The following is a 20686-nucleotide window of genomic DNA, read 5'->3' as shown; positions in this document are numbered from 1 at the left end:
ATCAATCCATTCGCAATGGGGGCTCATGCCCCGCACTGCCCGAATCCTTTTCAAACAGGTTGCAGATGGCATCCACGTGCGGCCGACCGGCCGGAAGAATACTGATGAAACGATCAGACAACTCAATCAACCCGTCACGGGTCAATTGCTCCAGCACAGGCCAGACGGCGGAAAAGTACTGACGAAAAATCAGTCCATAGCGCGTCTCGATTGCCTGGATATCCAGCTCCAGATCACATGCCAGGCGCTCCACGACCATGTGCCTGACCTGATTCCCTGTCTCACAGCGCCAGCCACGGCTCGTCGGCAATTGATCCATGTCCAGTTGCTGCTGATACAGCTCCAGCTTGTCGGTGTTTTGCGCATACAAATCGTCGATCTGACTGATAGCGCCCAAACCGAACCCGATATGGTCGCAATATCCGTGACGGGTAAACCCCTCACTATTGCGACGTAATCGGCCGCGCTCCTGAGCAATCGCCAAATCGTCATCGGGCCGGACAAATTGCCCCAGCCCAATGTAGTGATAACCGGCACCGATCAACTGTTCAAAACAGATCTGGCGCATGGCGCCTTTATCTTCCTCACTGCAAAACGCCTTGATTTCGTCTGCGGCCTTTGGCCGATAGCGTTGAGGTGGCCGGGCATAATCAAACACCAGCAGCCGGTCCGGCTCCAGTTCGATGATGGTTGCCAGTTTCAACGCAAAACTTTCTGGCGTCTGCCAGGTATGGCCATAACCCAGATCGACATTGATGGATCGATAACCGAAGGTACGAGCGGCATCGATAAGCGAATGGATCGGTGCCGGGTTCTGGTAGCAGGCCACCGACATCGCGCTGTCGGCACCGATGTCTGGAACTCCGATGCTGACATGGTTGAATCCCAGATCACGCAGCACGCCCATGGTCGACCAATCGGTATGGTGAAGGTCAACTTCTACGCTGTAGTCAGCGCACTCATGTCCAAGAAAGTTGAATCGACCACGAAGGTGATTCATCAGCCGTCTCAGGTGGGCGATGGCAGGTGTTCCGCCCCCCAGATGAAACTGCTCGACCCGCTGTCCGGTCCCCAGGTGACAACCGACGAGGTCGATCTCATGTTGCAGACGCTGAAGATAGTGTTCGACACCACTGTGTTCGCATGAAATATCGCGAGGGGAACACAAGGAAGGCTTCAGGTTAGAAGGCAGTTGCACATTCAGCGACAGCGGACGGCACTTCTGTCGGCTGACGCGCAATGCACGAAGCAAATCCAGAGAGCCGATACCGTCATGGAACTTTTCAGTGTCGACATGGCAGTTGGGATCGAGCACGCCTTGATCGCACCGAGCGTTCGGCTCGCCGGGGTTGTGGAATAAATTGAGCATGACGGGTCTCAGAGACTGGCTGCGGACCGCCAGTGTCGGGGTTTGGCGATCAATGCTCCTTGATTTGTATCAAGCGCGAGCAAGGTGCTTGTCGCGCAACAGACACCAGGTACTTACAGTCACCACGTCAGGTAAAACATCCACTTGGCCAACAGTACGATGACGACCATGTGGCAGAACAGGCTGCCATGGATGAAATGCAGGTATCGAGCACTCATTCGGCCACTTTTGAACAAAAACATGGCGACCAGGAAATGCAGCAGTACGCTGACGGCCACCACGATCTTCAACATCAGCAATGTGCCGAATGATGAGCTCATCGGCGTTGCAAGGACCGGCAAATAACGCAGCCAGACCATCCCCAGCCCGGCGCCGAACAATACCAGCAGAACCCATGGAATCAAGGTGCGGGCACGTCGACCGATCCCCTGCTCGACCAGCAACATGACCTTGACGGGCAGTTGCTTGCGGATGCTTTCAAGGAACAGGACTTCGAAGAACACCGTGCCGATAAAAATCAGTGCGGCAAACAGATGCAACGTCACAAATAGCGGATAGAGCATGGGATTCTCGCTCTCAGTACAGCTGAACACGATTCACTCACAGCGAGGGAAACGTCAATCCCATCGTTGCGCCGCCTCGCGATCACTGTTGCGAGCCTCGACCCAATGGGAACTCTCGGCCGTCTGTTCTTTCTTCCAGAATGGCGCGCGGGTTTTCAGGTAATCCATCACGAACGCGCAGGCCTCGAAAGCCGCCTGACGATGACTGCTGCTGATGCCGACAAACACAATAGGCTCTCCCGGTTGCAACGCTCCGATTCGATGGATCAACAGCAATCCAAGTAACGGCCAGCGCTGTCGGGCTTCATCGGCGATCTTGCCAAGCACCTTTTCGGTCATCCCGGGGTAATGCTCAAGAAACAGACCGGCGACTTCCCGTCCGACGTTGGAGTCACGCACATACCCTACGCAGCTCACCACCGCGCCGACATCAAGGCTCAAAGCATGCAGCGTGTTGATTTCAGTACCGGGGTCGAAGCTGCCTGTCTGGACTCGAATCATCGATTCAGCCTCCCGTTACGGTTGGGAAAAAACCCACTTCATCACCGTCTATCAACGGCTCATCGAGCCCACACATGTCCTGGTTGCGGGAACACATGAGGTTCTGTTCGGCCAGCACCCGCCAGACACCGGAACGATGTATCAGGTGCTGACGCAACTGATCGACAGAAGTGAAATCACCTTCAATCGTTTCATCGTCACGGCCCAGCGTTTCGCGGTACCGCGAGAAATACAAAACATTCAGCTTCATTGTTCCAACGCCTGATACCAACCGCTTTTACCACCCCGTTTCTCCAACAGCCGCACCGATTCGATACTCATGCCCCGGTCCACGGCCTTGCACATGTCATACAGGGTCAAGGCCGCCACACTCGCGGCGGTCAGTGCCTCCATCTCGACACCGGTCTGTCCGGACAACTTGCACCGAGAAACAATGCGTACGCGTTGGTCACCTTCAAAACTCAACTCAACGTTAACACTGCTCAAAAGCAGCGGATGACAGAGCGGAATCAACTCGCTCGTGCGTTTGGCCGCCTGAATGCCAGCGATCCGCGCTACCGCAAAGACATCACCTTTAGGGTGAGCACCACTGGCAATCAGTTGTCGGGTCTCGGCAAGCATATGAACCCATGCCTCAGCCACTGCTTCTCGGGACGTCACGTCTTTATCCGTAACATCGACCATTCGTGCGCGTCCCAGTGAGTCGAGGTGAGTCAGCATCAATTCAGTCATAAGCGATAAGCCTTGCGCTACCAACAGTCGGTTTCAGCGCAGAATACAGAGCGGGCCGACACATACGGTTGACGTCAATCAAGTAATCCAGACAAGGCCATTGCTACAACCTTGCGTAAATCTGGACGAACGTATCGTTCCTCGTCCCGTCAACTTCCATCCAGCCTGCAGGTCGTCCCATAAACATCTCGATCAAAAGTGTTGCGATGACCGGTTGAATCCGCCCAGTATGCGAGTCGTTTATTTCGCCAGCGGCTCTGGCGTTATCGCATGCCCCACAGCATGAGTCGCCGGGGAGATTGCTGGGACAATGCGTCGATGGAGCGGGTATTTCGGAGTTTGAAAACCGAATGGATACCAACCACGGGCTACCGAACGGCCCAAGAGGCCCAACGCGATATCAGTCATTTTTTGATGCATCGGTACAACTGAATTCGGCCCCATCAATTCAACGGTGGGCTGGCACCCGCTCAGGCCGAGAAAAAACTTAACGTCGTGTCCGGGATCAGTTGACCACTACCCCCCCTCTTACAAGCATTCATCCAAGAACCTCACCACAGTCCCCATACAAGCCATCCGCTCTTCGACATGGGGCATATGACTAGAGTTTTCGAACAGTGCCCAGCGAACATCCGGAATGTGATCCAGGTAGGGTTTGACCACGGTCGGGGTCGCTTCATCGTAGAGGCCAGAAATCAGTAGGGTCGGCACGCTGATTTGCCATAGCCGATCAATGATGGTCCAGTCTTTCATGCTGCCGATCACATGAAATTCGGTGGGGCCGTTCATGGCGTGATAAACGGTAGGATCGGCATCGATCTGGGCAAAGGTGCGGGAAACCTCTCCTGGCCACGGAGTAACTCGGCAGACATGGCGATCATAAAAGACGCGTGTTGCCTCAAGGTACTCGGCAGATTTCAAAGTACCGGCCCGTTCATGCTTAAGGAGGGTTTGCTGCACGTCGTAAGGTAGAAGCAGGCGTAAGCGGTGAGCTTCACGGATCCAGACACCCATATCCGCCGGGGAGTTGGCGACAATCAATGCCCGCAGCCCCGTAGGCCGAAGTACCGCATGTTCGCTGGCCAGCATTCCGCCCCAGGATTGCCCCAGGAGTGCGTAATTGTCGCTAATGCCGAGATGATCCAGCAGATTCTCCAGCTCATCGAGAAACAACGCTACGTTCCAGAACGAGGAGTCTTTTTCCGGTAGATGGGTGGAGCGACCATTGCCCAGTTGGTCGTAATGAATTACTGGATATCCACTCGTGGCAATATCCTTGAAAGCGTCAACGTAATCATGCGTGCAGCCCGGACCTCCATGCAGGATCACGAGTGGAGTGCGGCCATCGCCGAGGTCACCAGTAATGCGATACCACGTCCGATACGGGCCAAAAGATGCGAAGCCTTCGCGTATTCCGATAAATTCCATTTTGTGTGCCGCCCCTGAAAACCATACGGCACACGATAGCGGGAGCGAAGCCACGAAATAACTAGAGAAAAAGATAGGTTTTGCCCTATTTCAGCTATCGAGCAACCGATAGTGCGTAGCCCGAACCACTGACTGGACCCGATTCTTGGCACCGAGCTTATGCATGGCCGAGGTCAGATGCAGGGTGATGGTGGCCAATGAGCGATTCAGTCGAGTGGCGATCTCAACGGTGGTCAGGCCTTCAGCCGCCCAACTCAAGCACTCACGCTCGCGCCTGGTCAGGCGGAACGGGCTCGCACGAACTTCCTTGTTGAGCAGTGGATAGGCCACTTCTTGCAGGGAATGAGAAATCAGACTGAAGTCCCCCAGCGTCTGACGGAGATCCTGTAATGCACTTGCGGAACTGCCTGAACGCAGGCCTGTCAGGGTAGCGAAGCCGCCTTTGGGTAGATGAATCGGCACAGTCACACCACAAGTCATCTGAGAGTCCTGCAGATAGCTCACCACTGGCGCATGACTCTGGCCGATGAACGACCGCAGTATGGTGTCGGCATCTCGCTGATAGGACCAGACAAAGGGTGAAACAGCATTCACCGCCAGATGTTGGACAGGGTCGATTTGGTAGTAGCCCTCCCCACACCAGAGCGAATACCAATCACGGGGGGTATTGCGCAGTTTGAGCACCGAAGGCGTGATCAGTGCGCCCTCATGGTCCAGCGGCACAGGACTGTAGTCGTAAACCAGGGCGTCGAAGCCCAGCTCCTTGACCATCAGCAACGCATTGTCCATCTGTTCGTCCAGATTCCTGCCGGACAGAAGACGACTATTGAAGTCGGACAGCTTGGTCTGCATCCATTCAGCTCCCTTATTAATTTCAATCCTGAAATCGGGCAAGTAGAATGCCACGCTTGGGCGAGGGACTGCCAGACAAACCTATAAGAATTGCTAGCTTATGGGGTCTCGGTTCCTCCAGTAGAATTGGGACGACGGCGTCGTATACCCGGCACGGCTGACATTTGACAGGGAGAGTAACAATGTGGCGTGAAATCGAGCCGGACCAGCGATATACCGTGGAGGTTGATGGCCACAATCTGGCGGTTTATGGCTTCGGTGACGGCCATGAGGTGCTGTTCTGCCTCAATGGCGGCCCGGGCTTGCCTTGCGATTACCTACGTGATGCTCACGGTTGGCTCAAGGACAAGGGCTTGCGCGTCATCGCCTTTGATCAACTGGGCACTGGTGCATCGGCCAAGCCTGTCGACAAATCTCTGTGGGACATTAAGCGTTATGTCGCGGAGGTGGAAACCGTCCGCGAAGCCCTCGATCTGGGCGTAATACACCTGCTTGGGCATTCATGGGGCGGCTGGTTGGCGATCGAATATGCCATTCATCACCCCCAGTCGGTGAAAACCCTGATTCTGGAAAATACCGCCGGCGATATCCCGCACTTGTCCCAGGAACTGGAGCGTCTGCGCGGTGCCCTAGGCAGCGAAACTGTGGCGATGATGCAACGCCATGAAGCCTTGGGCACCCTCAACCATCCCCAATACCAGGCGGCCATCACACTGCTCAACTATCGCCATGTCTGTCGCCTGGACGAATGGCCTGCGCCGTTGGCACGCTCTCTGAGTAACTGGAACATGGGGCCTTACGTGACGATGCAGGGCCCTAACGAGTTTCTCTACACCGGCAATCTCAAGAACTGGAACCGCATCGAGCAGATGGTCGATTTCGACATGCCGGTGCTGATCACTACCGGCCAGCATGACGAACAGACGCCGGCCTGCGCGATGCGTATGAAAATGGCGCTCAAGGATGCCGAGCTGCATGTTTTCCCCAATAGCAGCCATATGCCGTTCTACGAAGAGCCTCAAGCCTATTTCCCGGTGTTACTGGACTTCCTGCAGCGCCATCGGAGCTAGCCAATGAATCTGGCGCGCTATCGTTTCATCCTGTCCCGTCCGCTGCAGTTGTTACCGGTGCTGTTTGGGATCAGCGTGATCACCTTTGTGCTCGTGCGTTCGATTCCTGGCGACCCGGCTCGGGCACTCTTGGGCTCACGCAGCACGCCGGATGCGCTGATCAGGATTCGCGCTCAGTACGGTCTCGATCAGCCGCTGTGGATGCAATATTTCTTCTTTCTCAAGAACCTGTTGAAGGGTGACCTCGGCCAATCGCTGCTCTATAAGGTCGATGCCCTAAAATTGATCAGCACCCGCATTGAACCCACCCTGTTCCTGGTACTGGGCAGCGTGTTGCTGGCGTTACTGATCGCCGTGCCTCTGGCAACGGTGGCCGCACGCAACAAAGGCGGTTGGAGCGATAGCCTGATTCGTCTGTTCACCACCGCCGGCCTTGGGATGCCGGCGTTTTGGCTGGGAATCATGTTGATACTGCTGTTCAGTGTGCAACTGGGGTTGTTTCCGGTCTCGGGTTATGGACGTACCTGGCTGGACAAGCTGCATCACATGCTCCTGCCGTGCCTGACTATTGCCTTGGCGCTGTCCGCGGTTCTGGTGCGCAACCTGCGAGCCAGTATGCTCATGGAGTTACAGGCCGATCATGTCACCGCGGCTCGGGCCCGCGGCTTGCCCGAGGGGGCGGTATTTCGGCGACACGTGCTGCCCAACTCGCTGGTGCCGGCAATCAACCTGCTGGCGGTGAATATCGGCTGGTTGATCAGCGGTACGGTAGTCATTGAAAGTCTGTTCGCCATTCCCGGTATCGGCCAATTGCTGGTGCGTGGCATTTTCACCCGTGACTACATGGTGGTGCAGGGAGTCGCCATGGTGCTGGCCTGTGCCACCGTGGTAGTCAACTTCCTAGCCGACGTGGTAACGGTGGCGATCGATCCGCGGGTGAACATGCGATGAGCAGCCAGGTCATGATTCCAGGCTGGTGCTTGCGCCTGCGTTTCAGCGTGCGCAACGGCCGTCTGGCTATCGCGTCGGGGCTGGTGATTCTATTTGGCTGGCTGTTGCTGGCGCTCTTCGCACCATGGGTCGCGCCTTTCGATCCGATCGCCCAGAACACCGATATCCGCCTGCTGGCGCCGAGTCTGGTGCATCCGTTCGGCACGGATAATTTCGGCCGTGACATTCTTTCCCGAGTGATCTGGGGAGCCCGCATCGACCTGCAGATATCGGTTATAGGAGTGGTTTTCCCTTTCCTGATCGGCACCTGTATTGGAGCACTCTCCGGCTATATCGGTGGCCGCTTCGACACGATCTGCATGCGCCTGATCGATATCATCCTGGCCTTCCCCTTTTTGGTGCTGATGTTGTCAATCATGGCCATTCTCGGGCCAGGCTTGAGCAGCTTCTACGTTGCTATGGCCTTAGTGGGCTGGGTGTCCTATGCACGGTTGATCCGTTCACAGATCCTGGTGCTCAAGGAAAGCGATTTCGCCTTGGCAGCGAAAAGCCTGGGGTTCGGCCATGGACGCATTCTGTTTCGGCATCTGCTGCCCAACGCCTTATTCGGCTCGATCGTATTTTCCATGTCCGATGCGGTGCTGGTATTGCTCAACGGTGCAGCGGTCAGTTACCTCGGTTTAGGGGTTCAGCCACCTACCGCCGAGTGGGGTACGATGGTCGCTGAAGGTCAGAGTTTTATCACCAGTGCCTGGTGGATCTGCACCTTCCCTGGGCTGGCGATCGTCACCCTGGCAATGGGTTTCAGCCTGCTGGCCGACGGTGTTGCCGAACACCTCGGAGAGCGCTCATGAGTACACCGGCGCTGCACGTCGAGGAGCTCAGCGTGATCGCCCATAACGGTGAGCGCGACGTCACTATGGTAGATCGCTTGTCGTTTGACCTGGCCGAAGGCGAAATCCTCGGTCTAGTCGGCGAAAGCGGTTCAGGCAAGACTATGGCCTGCCGCGCCTTGATGCGTCTGCTGCCATCGCCAAGCCTGCGGGTCCAGGGCAAGGCCGTGCAGCTTGCCGGTAAGAATCTGTTACAGCTGGACGAAGCCGGAATGCGCGCCATACGTGGTCGACGGTTGGGGATGATTTTTCAGAATCCCAGCAGTCACCTTGATCCGTTAATGCGTATCGGTGAGCAGATTGGCGAGGGTATTCGCCTGCATCAGGGCGCGTCCAAACGTGAAGCGCGGGCACAGGCCATCGAGGTGCTGCGTCAAGTGGGCATTCCCGACCCGCCGCGGCGGGTCGACAGTTATGCCCATGAGTTTTCCGGCGGCATGCGTCAGCGGGCGATGATCGCTGTGGCATTGGCTTGCAACCCCCAGGTGCTAATCGCTGACGAGCCGACCACCGCTCTGGATGTCACTGTGCAGGCACAAATTCTGCGCCTGCTACTGGACTTGCGCGACCAACGCGGTTTGTCGATCATCTTGATCACCCATGACTTGGGTGTCGTCGCCCAGACCTGTGATTCCATCGCAGTGATGTATGCCGGTCGGCTCTGCGAGCACGGTAGCAAGCATGAACTACTGGTTCGACCGCGGCATCCCTATACGGCCGGCCTGATCGACTGCCAACCCGCCTCCAGCGTCGGCCATGCCATGCTCAGGACCATCGCCGGCCAGCCTCCTCTGCTGGACGCGTTGCCCTCCGGTTGCCGCTTCAATCCACGCTGCCTGCAGCAAGGCAGCCAATGCACGATGTTGTTGCCGGATTTACAAATCATGGCTGAGGGGCAGCGGGTAGCCTGCCATTACCCGCTGACTGCGGCAGGTCAGTTATGACGCTGTTGCAAGTGAAGGATCTGCAGGTGCGCTTCGCCGCTCCCGGCAGTGGCCTGTTCAGGATGAACAGGCAATGGGTGAATGCAGTCAACGGTGTATCGCTAAGTCTGGCCGCAGGGGAAGTTCTTGGGTTGGTGGGGGAGTCGGGCAGTGGCAAGAGCAGCCTTGGCCGGGCCATCTTGCGCCTCAATGATATTGCCGCCGGGCAAGTACTGTTCGATGGGGTCGACATGGCCCTAGGCGGGAAGATCAACATCGAACGGCTGCGGCGCGAGACCGCCATGATATTCCAGGACCCTTATGCTGCCCTTAATCCGCGGCTGAGCATCGGTGAAACCATTGCTGAAGTACTGCGGGTGCAACGCAAGGTCGCTACACCACTGATTCCCCGCCGAGTCGATGAATTGCTGACACAGGTCGGTCTGCGGTCGGAGCTGGCCAGCCGCAAGCCCGGCTCGTTGAGTGGTGGCCAATGCCAACGTGTAGGTATTGCCCGGGCGCTGGCCATCGAGCCGCGGCTGATCATCGCCGACGAATGCGTGGCCGCTCTGGATGTTTCCATCCAGGGGCAGATCATCAACCTGCTGCTGGAGCTGCGCCAGCGCATGAACCTGGCGATTCTGTTCATCGCCCACGACCTGGCAATCATTCAGCGATTGTGTGATCGAGTAGCGGTAATGTACCTCGGCCAGATCGTTGAAGAGGGCCCAGTGGAGGCCGTATTCAGCTCCCCGCGCCATCCTTATACCGCCGCATTGATCCAGTCCATTCCGAACATCAATCCGACTCGCCCGTTGCCGAGCATGCCCCTGCCGGGTGAGCCGCCCAGTCCTTTGAATCGTCCATCCGGTTGCGCCTTTCACCCACGCTGCCAGCATGCGCAACCCATCTGCGCCGAAACGCTCGCGCCAACCCATAACCTCAAGGGGCACCGCTACAGCTGCGTGCTCGGAGAGCCGTTGTTATAGAACCAACACATTCATCAAGAAGGATTTTGACCATGAAATCGAAACATCTGAAACTGTTGACCGCCGCTACGCTGGCTGCTTGCACACTTGCAGCCGGTGTCTCCCAGGCGGCAGGCGTACTGACCATCGGTTGCCGTGAAGAAAGCACAACCTTCGACCCGATCAAAAGCGCACAGAACCGTGATAACTGGGTGTTCTCCAATGTTTATGATGTGTTGGTGCGTGTCGACAACGCGGGTACCAAGCTGGTACCGGGGTTGGCTGAAAGTTGGAAAATTTCCGATGACGGCCTGACCTACACCTTCAAGCTGCGCTCGGCCAAGTTCTCCGACGGCTCACCGATTACCGCCAGCGATGCGGTGTTCAGCCTATTGCGCATTCGCGACAACAAAGGGTCGCTATGGAGCGACTCTTACAAGATTATCGACAAAGCTGAAGCGATCGACCCACAGACACTGGTAGTGACGCTCAAAACCCCTTCTGTGCCGTTCCTCTCGCAACTGGCATTACCCAATGTTTCCATCCTATCGCAGAAAGCCATGGAAAAAATGGGTGAGGAGGCCTACGCCCAGGAGCCTGTTGCGTCCGGTGCCTTTACCGTCAAAGAGTGGTTGCGTGGGGATCGCGTCGTACTGGAGAAGAATCCCAACTTCTGGCAGGCCGACAAAGTCAGTCTGGATGGCGTGGAGTGGATCTCCATACCGGATGACAATACGCGGATGCTGAAGGTACAGGCAGGCGAACTGGACTCGGCAATCTTCGTCCCCTTCTCCCGCGTCGAAACCCTGAAGAAGGACTCCAACCTGGTCGTGCACATGAACCCCTCCACCCGGGAAGATCACTTATTGATCAATCATGAACACGGACTGCTGGCCAAGCCTGAAGTGCGCCAAGCACTGGATCTTGCAATCAACAAAAAGTCCCTAGTCGATACCGTGACTTTCGGCCATGGCCAAGTGGCTTATTCATACATCCCTAAAGGTGCGCTTTATCACAATGCCGATAACCTGCAGCGTCCGTATAACCCGGAAAAAGCAAAAAAAATGTTGGCGGATGCTGGCGCTTCACGCCTGAAGCTCAACTATGTAGTCAACGCTGGCAACGAGGCCGATGAGCAGATCGCCGTACTGGTTCAGCAGCAGCTCGCAGCAGCGGGGGTGACTGTCACCTTGCAGAAAGTCGACCCGACCCAGAGCTGGCAAATGCTGATCGACGGCGATTACGATCTGTCCGTGATGTACTGGACCAACGACATCCTTGATCCGGACCAGAAGACCACCTTCGTTCTGGGGCACGACACCAACATGAATTACATGACCCGCTACAAGAACGACAAGGTCAAGGATCTGGTCGCTACCGCACGAGTCGAAGTGGACCCGAGCAAGCGCAAGCAGATGTATACCGACCTGCAGACGATGGCCAAGCAGGACGTCAACTGGATCGACCTCTACTACAGCCCGTACATCAACGTTTCGCGCAAAAACATCGAACACTTCCAGCAAAATCCGTTGGGACGTTTTAGTCTTGAGGAAACGGTGAAGAACTAGTTGTTGTGATTCAAGAGGTTATTCATCCGCCCCTAAGCGATCAGCGTCGGGGGGGTAGGCTCACCGGAGACATACATTGTAGTCGGGTAGATCACTGTGGCCGTCGTTGGGAAACGCCCCTTTGCATAGGGGACAAGGCTGTGGCCACAGCTGATAACACAAACTATACCCCCTTAAAAACCGGTTACATTTCATTTGGCGCCCCGGCCTATTCGATCTACTCAATCAACTCATCGCCTTGTGCCTGCCCAGGCGGGGGTGTTCACTGTATTCTCGTTCGTCCTGTGATTACGTTTGCACGACATCGAGTAGTCACAACAGTCGGATACCCCGCCTTGAAGTGCTTGGCTGCCAGCTGATCACAGCCCCCTTCGGATCACTGGCGATCAGGCTGGCACCACAGGCGGTTTTCATACCGTCCAGCGCCACAGCAATTCCGCCCACCGTGTAGGTGCTGCTGCCCTATGGGGAAGACGCCTTTGCACAGCGGGCAGCTGACTTTGTAACCAACAACCGCCTGTCAGCACCGGACTCAACGTCCTCTACCCCTCATCAATCCATCAAGGGCGTCCCAGCTTCAGCGTGACTGCCTTGAAGGTTCGCCATGCGAGGAAGACCGCTGTAAAGGAGTTCTCATCAGCCGCCAAAGCGGTAAAACGATCCTCTCTTCAAGCTGCGCGAGGGTCAGCGCCCTTGGCAACCAAGGATCGAACTTGATCGCGTGCCAGCCTAGCGTCTTTAAGGCTTATTTCCGGATACATTCCCAAGGAAATGCGAGCCGGTTTACCCAGCCAGTTAAAACGAAAATGCCAGCTCTTGGCACCCTTCGAGCTGACGAATAGGTGCAAGCCATCCATGTCCTTGAGGCTGTAATTTTTTACGAGGTTTTTTACGTTGCGAATGGACGTACCAATAAAATAACGCACAAAAAAAACGCCACTCATTGAGTGGCGTTTTTCTGTATTTGGAGCGGGAAACGAGACTCGAACTCGCGACCCCGACCTTGGCAAGGTCGTGCTCTACCAACTGAGCTATTCCCGCGTCTTGGTGTGGCGCATTTTATAGAATTTGGAAGTCTCGTCAACCCCTTGATTCAAAAAAGTTTTATTTTTTTTCTACATCGGTTTTCAGATGCGGCCAGGCAGCGCGCAGATACTGCACCATGGACCACAACGTCAGGCCTGCGGAGACCATCAGCAAGGTATAACCCACCAGGACCCAAAAGCTGAAGTCCGACGGATTGGCCAGCAGGATCACCAGCGCCAGCATCTGCGCAGCGGTTTTCCATTTGCCCAGGTTCGAGACGGCAACATGCGCACGCGCCCCCAGTTCGGCCATCCACTCTCGGAGAGCGGAAACGACGATTTCACGACCGATGATCACCGCAGCCGGCAGCGTGAGCCACAGGTTGCCATGCTCTTGCACCAGCAGCACCAATGCCACTGCGACCATCAGTTTGTCGGCTACCGGATCGAGAAATGCGCCGAACGGTGTGCTTTGTTCCAGGCGGCGGGCCAAATAGCCATCCAGCCAGTCGGTAGCCGCAGCGAACGCGAAGACCGAGGCGGACGCCAGGTAGCTCCATTGGTACGGCAGGTAAAACAGCAAAATGAAGATTGGAATAAGTAGAACGCGTAGAACGGTGATCAGATTAGGGATATTCATCGGCACAACTGGCTACGAGGTGAGTTGGGCATTCTACTCGCTGTGCAGGTTTGCATAAATCAACTCAGCGAGCTTTTTACTGATCCCCGGTGCTTTGGCGATCTCTTCGATGCTTGCACGAGACAGCTCCTGCAATCCACCAAAATGTTTCAACAGGTCACGCCGCCGTGTCGGCCCTACCCCGGCAACGCCTTCGAGCGTTGAAGTGCGGCGGGTTTTACCACGTCGCGCGCGGTGACCGGTAATGGCGAATCGGTGAGCTTCATCACGGATCTGCTGGATCAAGTGCAGCGCCGGAGAATCTCCGCGCAAGGTGAACTCGTGGGCGGCGTCATTGAGATACAGCGTTTCAAACCCGGCCTTGCGCGTCGCGCCCTTGGCCACGCCCAGAAGAATCAGGTCAGGCACGGCCAACTCGTTGAGCACATCACGCGCCATGGACAACTGCCCCTTGCCGCCGTCCACCAGCAAGATGTCCGGCAACTTGCCCTCGCCGTCCTTCAGCTTGCTGAAGCGTCGAGTCAGCGCCTGATGCATCGCCGCGTAGTCATCGCCCGGTGTGACACCTTCGATGTTGTAGCGGCGGTAGTCGGACTTCAGTGGTCCTTCGGGGCCAAACACCACGCAAGACGCCACTGTCGCTTCGCCGCTCGAGTGACTGATGTCATAGCATTCCAGCCGTTGCGGTGGCTCATCCAGGTCAAGCACTTGCGCCAAGGCTTCAAACCGTGCAGCAACGTGCTGACGGTTGGCCAGACGCGCCCCGAGCGCCTGCTCGGCATTGGTCACGGCCAGTTGCTGCCAGCGTGCTCGCGTACCGCGGACCCGATGGCTGATAGTCAACTCACGACCACGCAGCTCTTCAATGGCCGCGATAAGGGTCGGAAAGTCCTCGTGGACCACATTGACGATCAATTCGCTCGGCAAGTCGCGTTCGGGACTGCTGATGAAGTACTGGCCAAGAAACGCCGCCATCACCTCGGCAACATCTTCTTCAATACCCACCTGTGGGAAAAAGTTCTTGCTGCCCAGCACCCGTCCGCCACGCACACTGATCAGATGAACACAGGCACCGCCCGGGTTGATGAACGCCGCGATGACGTCGACATCCCCCGTTCCGCCTTCCATGCTCTGTTGATCCTGCACCCGGCGCAGCAGGGAAATCTGATCCCGCAGCTCGGCCGCCCGTTCGAAATCGAGGGTACTCGCCGCCTGCTCCATGCCTGCGGACAGCTCGTCTGTCAGCGCATTGCTGCGACCTTCGAGGAACATCACCGAGTGACGCACATCCTCGGCGTACACCTGCGGTTCGACCAGGCCAACGCAAGGTGCCTTGCACCGTTTGATCTGGTACTGCAGGCAAGGTCGCGTGCGGTTCTTGTAGTAGCTGTCTTCGCACTGACGAACAAAAAAGGTCTTTTGCAGCAGGCTCAGGCTTTCACGAATCGCACCGGCGCTCGGGTAAGGACCGAAGTACTTGCCCTTCAGCTTTTTCGCACCGCGATGGATGCTCAAGCGTGGAAAATCGCCATCCGAAAGAAATACGTACGGATAGGACTTGTCGTCTCGCAGGAGGATGTTGTAAGGCGGCCGCCATTCCTTGATCAGTGTCTGCTCAAGCAGCAGTGCTTCGGTTTCGTTGGCAGTGATGGTGGTTTCAATTTGGGCGATGCGGCCAACCAATGCAGCCGTTTTGGGTGCCAGACCGGTCTTGCGGAAATAACTCGCCAGACGTTTCTTCAGGTTCTTGGCTTTGCCCACATACAGCAGGCGCGCATCGCTGTCGAACATGCGATACACACCAGGGCGCCCACTGACGGTCGAAAGGAAGGCGCTTGGATCAAACGGGTCAGTCATTGTCAGAGGCTGGCATCGACCATGCCGTGACGAACCGCCAACAGCGTCAACTCAACATCGCTGCTGATCGAAAGCTTCTCGAAAATGCGGTAACGGTAGGTGTTCACGGTTTTTGGCGACAGGCATAGCTTGTCGGAAATGATCTGGACCTTCTGGCAGCCGACAATCATCAGGGCGATCTGGATCTCCCGCTCGGACAGTGCGTCGAAGGGCGAATCATTGCTCGGCTGGAACGACTTGATCGCCAACTGCTGGGCAATTTGCGGACTGATATAACGCTGCCCGGCAAATACCAGGCGAATCGCCTGCACCATTTCATTAAGCCCTGCGCCCTTGGTCAGATAGCCCGCGGCACCTGCCTGTAACAGTCGGGTAGGAAACGGATCTTCCTCGCACACGGTTACAGCGACGACTTTGATGTCCGGGTGGCTGCGCAGCAACTTGCGCGTGGCTTCAAGACCGCCGATCCCAGGCATCTTGACGTCCATCAGCACCACATCCGGTTTCAACTCACGCGCTTTAAGCAGGGATTCCTCCCCCGACTCAGCCTGGCCGACTACTTGCAGACCATCGATGTCAGCCAACATTCGTGTAATACCTGCACGAACGAGATCATGGTCATCGACTACTAGCACCCTAATCAAGCAGACACCTCGCGATATGGTCTTATTGGTTGCCGAACACCTTAGCAAAAAGCATCCGGTAGACCTAGCAGCAAGCGCTATATAAAAAGTTTCAATTCGTCTTGAATGGCTTGAGCTACAGGCTTTACAGAGGTTTCAGCGGGAACATTTGCGCTCCATCCTCAGGAAACAATCGTCCTGCCCGACAATCTCCAGGCCCATGCGTTGATAAAGCGCTTGGGCGGGATTGTCCTTGAACACAGTCAGACGCAGCGCCGGACGTCGCTCCGCACAGGCTTTCGAATACACCTGTTCGATCGTCCAGGCACCCGCGCCCTGATTGCGAAATGTCTCGATCACATGCAACTCGCGAATGTACAGGGCCTTTGAGTCGCGGCTCAGGCTGGTAAAGCCCAGAACTAATGAATTTTGGCAAATAAGCCAGTTTTCCCGCCCCACCCAAGCCACATCGAAAGCCTCGTCGATCCACGGCAGGTCATGCCGAATGTAGTAGCCAAGCATGGCTTGGCAGGCCAACGCTCGCGCAAACGACAAATGTTCCGCCGAGGCCGGCCGCAGTTCAAGATCCATTTGCCCTCCTCATGCACTGACCACGGGCAGGACCTCCCCGCTCCATTCGCTGGAATTTCGACGGGCGATCACCAGTAAATCCCCGGTTCCCGGGGCCGCTGTGATCAGCGAACCGTCCGGCGCCCAGATTGCACTGCGCCCCGCCGACTCCCAACCGCCCGTTGCACCGCCATGATTGGCCATCAGCACCACCATCGAGTGCTCGCGGGCATAACCCTGCAGCAATGTGGTGTCCGGAGCATAGCCACCTTCGGTAATCAGCACGCCTGCGGCGTAGAGGTTCGCCCCCTTGTCGGCGGCCGCAGCGGCATGACTGGCATGCGAAAAGTCAGCGCACACCGCCAACGCGATCGTATCGTCACCTATTGTCAGCAGCGAACCGCCCGACCCCGGTGCAAACGCCACCTCCTCGCCCGAATGCAGATGCTGCTTGCTGTAGACCCCCAGCGAACCATCGGCAGCCAGTACCAGCGCGCCAATCAGTACCGGCGAATCGGCCGCCAGGCGAATTGGCATTCCGACCACAGCGGTGATACCCAGCTCTTGAGCCAGATCCCGCAGTGGCTGCAAAACCGCTGCATCCGGCGCGATCGCCAATTGCGCCGCCAATCCACGCTCATACCCCGTGAGTGACAACTCGGGGAACACCAACAGTTGTACGCCCTGCTCGGCGGCGACCTGGATGAAGTGCTGGTGCCGAGTAATGTTGGCGCGAAGGTCCCCGGCAATCGAGATCGATTGTGCGGCAGCGATGGTCAGTGTCGTCATCTGCGTTGTCCTTGATGAGTGTCCGCGAGCAATCACGAAGTGTGGCACAAAGCTACGCCGTGCTTAAGCCATAGAAACTGACCTGCGAGCCGATAGTATTTACTGATTGAATCTGCACACCCGCCTCTAGTAAGCTCGGCGCATTCATCGGAGACAGACCATGCTGCATACCCCTTCACAGCTTCACATCGCCAGCGCCCCGCGCTCGGTTGCGGCTGCACGGGTAAATGGCGTCTGCGCACCGGTAAACTTTTATTTTGGGTATTGGTTTAGCCACTGGCGCGCCTGATACCCACACGGCGCCCACTACTCAAGGGGTCGCCTACCAGAGAATTCTCAACCCCCGGTCGGCTTCCCGACCGGGGGTTTTGTTTTTTCAGCCCCATACATTTTTAGCGACATCACTGACTTCAAGGAATCACGACATGAACTACGCCACTTATTACCGTTACGACAGTTTTTCCGCCTGGCGATTTACCAGCCTCCGCTCGGGACAGCCTGCCGCCTCCGATCGGTCACCCACAGGTGGCATGCACACACTCGAAGCCAACCCGGCCAATTGTCGAACACCCCAGTAGGGCCGAGCGCGCGGGACCGAACCCGCTGCCAGCCCAGGAAGCCTGAATATGAACTCGTCCATCTCTGCTCTGCCACTGTCCACCTTGAGCCCGGCCAATGAAGCGCTGACCCAGCGTTTGCCCAGCTCGCTGCAACTCAAGCACCAATTGCCACTCAGCCTCACGCTGACCCAACAGGTCGCTGCCCACCGTGAAGCGGTTCGCGCGATTCTCGACGGTGAAGACTCCCGTCTGCTGGTCGTCGTCGGCCCTTGTTCGATACACGATCCGCACTCCGCCCTCGAATACGCTGGCAAGCTCGCCCGGCTTGCGGCCGACGTCAGCGATGAAATGCTCGTGGTAATGCGCGCCTACATCGAAAAGCCTCGCACCACGGTGGGCTGGAAAGGCCTGGCCTACGACCCGCACCTGGATGGCAGCGACGACATGGTCGGTGGCTTGACCCTCTCCCGTGAATTGATGCGCGAAATGCTGCGCCTCGGTTTGCCGATCGCCACTGAACTGCTGCAACCCATGGCCGCCAGCTACTTCGATGACCTGCTGAGCTGGGTCGCCATCGGCGCACGTACCACCGAATCACAGATTCACCGGGAAATGGCCAGCGGCCTGGGCATGCCGGTCGGTTTCAAGAACGGCACCGATGGCGGTGTCGGTGTAGCCACCGACGCCATGCGCTCTGCAGCGCATCCGCATCGGCACTTCGGTGTCGACAGCCAGGGGCACCCGGCAATCATTCAGACTCAGGGCAACCCGGATACACATCTGGTACTGCGCGGCGGGCATCGCGGGCCAAACTATGATGTTCAGAGCGTCGCTCAAATACAGAACGACTTGCAGAAACTGAAGATTGCCTCGCGGATCATGGTCGATTGCAGCCACGCTAACAGCGGTAAAGACCCGCTACGCCAGCCAGCCGTGTTCAACGAAGTGCTTGAGCAACGCCTGAGCGGCAATCGCTCGCTGATCGGCATGATGCTTGAAAGTCATCTGTTCGAAGGCTGCCAACCGTTAAGCACGTCGCTGCGCTATGGCGTTTCGGTGACTGACGGCTGCCTGGGGTGGGAGGCGACCGAGCAATTGTTGCGCAACGCCAGCCTGAAACTGCGCGGATCTGAAGCGGGCATCTGAACAAACCCACATACAAGTACTCAGCGATCAATTGCCCGGCACTGCCGTTCCAGTTGCACCTCTGGAACGGCAGTGCCAGACAATCACTGACGAAAAGATCTCAAAATGTTCCGAGCAATGCCTCGAAAAAATCTGATCTTTCCCGCTATTTCTATTCCGCTTTCAACAGTTTCTAGCGGTTTTTTCCCACACCGCTCGCCTGTCGCCCTGCATTAGAGTGAGGACGTGAACCCCACTCGAACTTACGGAATACAGGTACGCCCATGCAACGGAATGCAATCACGCAACACCCGATCCTGCTGGTCCATGGTCTCTTCGGATTCGAAAGCATCGGCAAACTGGAACTCTTCCATGGCGTAAAACAGGCACTGAGGAACACTGGTGCTCAAGTGTTCATACCCCACCTCTCGGCCACTCACTGCAATGAGGTCCGTGGCGAGCAACTGCTGGCACAAATCGATCGGGTGCTGGCAGGCACCGGCGCGAGCAAAGTCAATCTGATCGGTCATAGCCAAGGTGCACTGACCGCTCGTTATGCCGCAGCGATGGTCCCCCAGAACATCGCTTCGGTGACCTCGGTCAGCGGACCGAACCATGGCTCCGAGCTCGCCGACTGCTTGCGCAAAGCGTTGACCCCCGGCCACCTGCCAGAACACGTCGCAGTGGCAGTCTCGACGTTGTTTGTCGAATTCCTGTCGTTTATCAGTGGCAAGCCGAATATCCCGCAGAACGCCGTCGCCGCCCTCAACGCTTTAACCACCGACGGCGTCGCTGAGTTCAACGCCAAATACCCCCAAGGCCTGCCGAAGACCTGGGGTGGCAACGGCGAAGAACTGGTCAACGGCGTTCGTTACTACTCCTGGAGTGGCACATTGCAGGGCAACCTGCTGGATGCAGGGCTGCATGCGCTCGATCCACTGCACGCTTTTTGTCGAGGGTTTTCCAGGTTTTTCACTCGCGAGACCGAGCAAAACGACGGGATGGTCGGTCGCTACAGCTCGCACCTGGGCACCGTCCTGCGCTCCGATTACCCAATGGACCACCTGGATGCGATCAATCAAACGGCCGGTCTGATACGCAAAGGCATCGACCCCGTCGAATTGTACTTGCTGCATGCCGAACGCTTGAAAGGCGTCGGTCTCTAGGGTTTGTTGACGTTGGGTGACGGCGGCGACGGCAAGTCGTCGCGACAGCAGGCAATGGTTTGACGGAACTTTGACGAGAAATAGGTCACTGAATCCGGTAGGCTCAGCACCTTACTTGAACATTGAATGGAGATTTCTCTCATGGCCAAAGCCACTGCCCGCCACATCCTGGTTGCCACCGAAGCAAAGTGCAACGAACTGAAAGCCCAAATCGAAGGCGGCGCTGATTTCGCCGAAATCGCCAAAGCCAACTCCACTTGCCCGTCGAGCCGTGACGGTGGCAACCTCGGTTCGTTCGGTCCAGGCCAGATGGTCAAGGAATTCGACACCGTGGTCTTCAGCGCTCCGGTCAACACCGTACAAGGTCCGGTCAAGACCCAGTTCGGTTACCACCTGCTGGAAGTGACCAGCCGCCAGGACTGATTATTCCGCGATTTGCTCAAACAACGGCCCACCTTCTGGTGGGCCGTTGCGTTTGGATCGAATGATTATGGCTGGCGAGTCACGCGCTGC

General features: G+C 56.9%; 21 protein-coding genes, 1 tRNA gene and 3 pseudogenes. 10 read left to right on the top strand and 15 right to left on the bottom strand.

Translation table 11 applies throughout. The annotated features are described in order from the left end of the window. Window position 1 precedes the first annotated feature (1 nt). The 5 genes from AABM55_RS12175 to moaC all read right to left on the bottom strand — a co-directional run bounded on the left by AABM55_RS12175 (window position 2) and on the right by moaC (window position 3153). Window positions 2-1369 (bottom strand): coproporphyrinogen III oxidase, encoded by a 1368-nt coding sequence (locus AABM55_RS12175; protein WP_347929688.1) that lies wholly within the window; start codon window positions 1367-1369, stop codon window positions 2-4. Between the two features lie 119 nt (window positions 1370-1488). Then, window positions 1489-1932 (bottom strand): CopD family copper resistance protein, encoded by a 444-nt coding sequence (locus AABM55_RS12170; RefSeq protein ID WP_054596837.1) that lies wholly within the window; start codon window positions 1930-1932, stop codon window positions 1489-1491. Window positions 1933-1986: 54 nt separating this feature from the next. Then, window positions 1987-2433 carry a molybdopterin synthase catalytic subunit MoaE gene (gene moaE / locus AABM55_RS12165; RefSeq protein WP_054596836.1) on the bottom strand — a complete coding sequence of 149 codons (447 nt, stop codon included), beginning with the start codon at window positions 2431-2433 and terminating at the stop codon, window positions 1987-1989. A gap of 4 nt (window positions 2434-2437) precedes the next feature. Then, a complete protein-coding gene (locus AABM55_RS12160) occupies window positions 2438-2683 on the bottom strand; it encodes a MoaD/ThiS family protein (RefSeq protein WP_054596835.1) in 246 nt (81 codons plus the stop codon). Further along, entirely contained in the window at window positions 2680-3153 is a 474-nt protein-coding gene (moaC, locus tag AABM55_RS12155; protein ID WP_054598297.1) for a cyclic pyranopterin monophosphate synthase MoaC, read from the bottom strand. The genes AABM55_RS12160 and moaC overlap by 4 nt, the downstream gene beginning before the upstream one ends. 228 nt (window positions 3154-3381) lie before the next feature. On the opposite strand from moaC, the pseudogene AABM55_RS12150 reads away from it, so the two are divergent. Next, window positions 3382-3678 (top strand): annotated as a pseudogene (locus AABM55_RS12150) (integrase core domain-containing protein); the annotation flags it as partial. A 15-nt stretch (window positions 3679-3693) separates the two neighbouring features. Here AABM55_RS12150 and AABM55_RS12145 read toward each other — a convergent pair. After that, window positions 3694-4593: a proline iminopeptidase-family hydrolase gene (locus AABM55_RS12145; protein WP_054596834.1), complete on the bottom strand. Its 900-nt coding sequence runs from the start codon at window positions 4591-4593 to the stop codon at window positions 3694-3696. A 90-nt stretch (window positions 4594-4683) separates the two neighbouring features. Further along, a complete protein-coding gene (locus AABM55_RS12140) occupies window positions 4684-5445 on the bottom strand; it encodes a LuxR family transcriptional regulator (RefSeq protein WP_054596833.1) in 762 nt (253 codons plus the stop codon). A gap of 182 nt (window positions 5446-5627) precedes the next feature. Between AABM55_RS12140 and AABM55_RS12135 the strand changes: the two genes are divergently transcribed. Genes AABM55_RS12135 through AABM55_RS12110 form a run of 6 tightly spaced genes read left to right on the top strand, consistent with a single transcriptional unit; the run spans window position 5628 to window position 11818 of the window. Next, a complete protein-coding gene (locus AABM55_RS12135; RefSeq protein WP_347929687.1) occupies window positions 5628-6515 on the top strand; it encodes a proline iminopeptidase-family hydrolase in 888 nt (295 codons plus the stop codon). 3 nt (window positions 6516-6518) lie between these two features. Beyond that, on the top strand, window positions 6519-7466 hold the full coding sequence (locus AABM55_RS12130; RefSeq protein ID WP_054596831.1) for an ABC transporter permease: 948 nt from the start codon (window positions 6519-6521) through the stop codon (window positions 7464-7466). Further along, complete coding sequence (locus AABM55_RS12125; RefSeq protein WP_054596830.1) at window positions 7463-8320, top strand: ABC transporter permease; 858 nt, start codon at window positions 7463-7465, stop codon at window positions 8318-8320. The genes AABM55_RS12130 and AABM55_RS12125 overlap by 4 nt, the downstream gene beginning before the upstream one ends. Continuing rightward, window positions 8317-9303 carry an ABC transporter ATP-binding protein gene (locus AABM55_RS12120; RefSeq protein WP_347929686.1) on the top strand — a complete coding sequence of 329 codons (987 nt, stop codon included), beginning with the start codon at window positions 8317-8319 and terminating at the stop codon, window positions 9301-9303. Before AABM55_RS12125 ends, AABM55_RS12120 begins: the two co-directional genes overlap by 4 nt. After that, the gene (locus AABM55_RS12115; protein ID WP_347929685.1) at window positions 9300-10271 is read left to right on the top strand and encodes an ABC transporter ATP-binding protein; all 972 of its coding nucleotides are present in this window, start codon (window positions 9300-9302) and stop codon (window positions 10269-10271) included. Before AABM55_RS12120 ends, AABM55_RS12115 begins: the two co-directional genes overlap by 4 nt. A 32-nt stretch (window positions 10272-10303) precedes the next feature. Further along, window positions 10304-11818 carry an ABC transporter substrate-binding protein gene (locus AABM55_RS12110; protein ID WP_103315248.1) on the top strand — a complete coding sequence of 505 codons (1515 nt, stop codon included), beginning with the start codon at window positions 10304-10306 and terminating at the stop codon, window positions 11816-11818. A gap of 312 nt (window positions 11819-12130) precedes the next feature. Here the strand turns inward: AABM55_RS12110 and AABM55_RS12105 are convergent. The 8 genes and pseudogenes from AABM55_RS12105 to AABM55_RS12070 form a co-directional block, all read right to left on the bottom strand. Then, window positions 12131-12335: pseudogene (locus AABM55_RS12105) on the bottom strand (PAAR domain-containing protein); the annotation flags it as partial. 160 nt (window positions 12336-12495) lie between these two features. Beyond that, window positions 12496-12762, bottom strand: a pseudogene (locus AABM55_RS12100) (Arm DNA-binding domain-containing protein); the annotation flags it as partial. 21 nt (window positions 12763-12783) lie between these two features. Continuing rightward, window positions 12784-12859 (bottom strand) — tRNA-Gly (locus tag AABM55_RS12095). A gap of 63 nt (window positions 12860-12922) precedes the next feature. Continuing rightward, a complete protein-coding gene (gene pgsA, locus AABM55_RS12090; RefSeq protein WP_054596826.1) occupies window positions 12923-13483 on the bottom strand; it encodes a CDP-diacylglycerol--glycerol-3-phosphate 3-phosphatidyltransferase in 561 nt (186 codons plus the stop codon). 33 nt (window positions 13484-13516) lie between these two features. Further along, window positions 13517-15340 (bottom strand): excinuclease ABC subunit UvrC, encoded by a 1824-nt coding sequence (gene uvrC / locus AABM55_RS12085; RefSeq protein ID WP_054596825.1) that lies wholly within the window; start codon window positions 15338-15340, stop codon window positions 13517-13519. A gap of 2 nt (window positions 15341-15342) precedes the next feature. Further along, on the bottom strand, window positions 15343-15984 hold the full coding sequence (uvrY, locus tag AABM55_RS12080; protein WP_081013790.1) for a UvrY/SirA/GacA family response regulator transcription factor: 642 nt from the start codon (window positions 15982-15984) through the stop codon (window positions 15343-15345). A gap of 135 nt (window positions 15985-16119) precedes the next feature. Then, a complete protein-coding gene (locus tag AABM55_RS12075; protein WP_347929684.1) occupies window positions 16120-16554 on the bottom strand; it encodes a GNAT family N-acetyltransferase in 435 nt (144 codons plus the stop codon). Window positions 16555-16563: 9 nt separating this feature from the next. Then, window positions 16564-17322 carry a carbon-nitrogen hydrolase family protein gene (locus AABM55_RS12070; RefSeq protein WP_347929683.1) on the bottom strand — a complete coding sequence of 253 codons (759 nt, stop codon included), beginning with the start codon at window positions 17320-17322 and terminating at the stop codon, window positions 16564-16566. Window positions 17323-17948: 626 nt separating this feature from the next. On the opposite strand from AABM55_RS12070, the gene AABM55_RS12065 reads away from it, so the two are divergent. From AABM55_RS12065 to AABM55_RS12055, 3 genes are all read left to right on the top strand, one after another. Then, window positions 17949-19028 (top strand): 3-deoxy-7-phosphoheptulonate synthase, encoded by a 1080-nt coding sequence (locus AABM55_RS12065; RefSeq protein WP_347929682.1) that lies wholly within the window; start codon window positions 17949-17951, stop codon window positions 19026-19028. A 263-nt stretch (window positions 19029-19291) separates the two neighbouring features. Next, window positions 19292-20173 carry a triacylglycerol lipase gene (locus AABM55_RS12060; RefSeq protein WP_347929681.1) on the top strand — a complete coding sequence of 294 codons (882 nt, stop codon included), beginning with the start codon at window positions 19292-19294 and terminating at the stop codon, window positions 20171-20173. Window positions 20174-20314: 141 nt separating this feature from the next. Next, complete coding sequence (locus AABM55_RS12055) at window positions 20315-20596, top strand: peptidylprolyl isomerase (protein WP_054596819.1); 282 nt, start codon at window positions 20315-20317, stop codon at window positions 20594-20596. The last annotated feature ends 90 nt before the right edge of the window (window positions 20597-20686 follow it).

The organism is Pseudomonas helvetica, assembly GCF_039908645.1.
Taxonomy (GTDB): Bacteria; Pseudomonadota; Gammaproteobacteria; order Pseudomonadales; family Pseudomonadaceae; genus Aquipseudomonas; species Aquipseudomonas helvetica.
The sequence above is the reverse complement of the archived record's forward strand: the minus strand, read 5'-3'. Positions and strand labels throughout refer to the sequence as shown.